The organism is Cupriavidus sp. 05N40 (assembly GCF_056397305.1).
Genome location: NZ_JBFTND010000488.1, coordinates 1 through 355, shown reverse-complemented (window position 1 = coordinate 355; position 355 = coordinate 1). Strand labels below are relative to the sequence as shown.

The window sequence follows — 355 nt, the reverse complement described above, 5'->3', positions numbered from 1 at the left end:
ACGCCGACCTCGCCGCCGTCGTGCGCTCGCTCAAGCGCCGCGGCGGCAACGCCCGGCTGTTGGCCTACAAGAACGGCCGCAGCTGGCATCCGGTCACCAGCGCCGAGATCAACGAGTACGTCAAGGAACGAACCGGCGCGGACTTCACCGCGAAGGACTTCCGCACCCTGCGCGGCACCGTCGCGGCGGCCGTGAGCCTGGCGAAGAGCGGCCCGCAGGCCAAGGTCTCGGCCCGGAAGCGCGCCGTGAGCCGCGCCATGGTCGACGCCGCGGCGGTGCTGGGCAACACGCCGTCGATCGCCCGAAAGAGCTACGTCGATCCGCGCCTGCTGGACCACTTCGCGGCGGGGGAGAC

Annotated in this window: 1 pseudogene; it reads left to right on the top strand. The window is 72.1% G+C overall.

What is annotated here, in order from left to right:
• Positions 1 to 355: pseudogene (locus AC1DO7_RS41575) on the top strand (DNA topoisomerase IB); the annotation flags it as partial.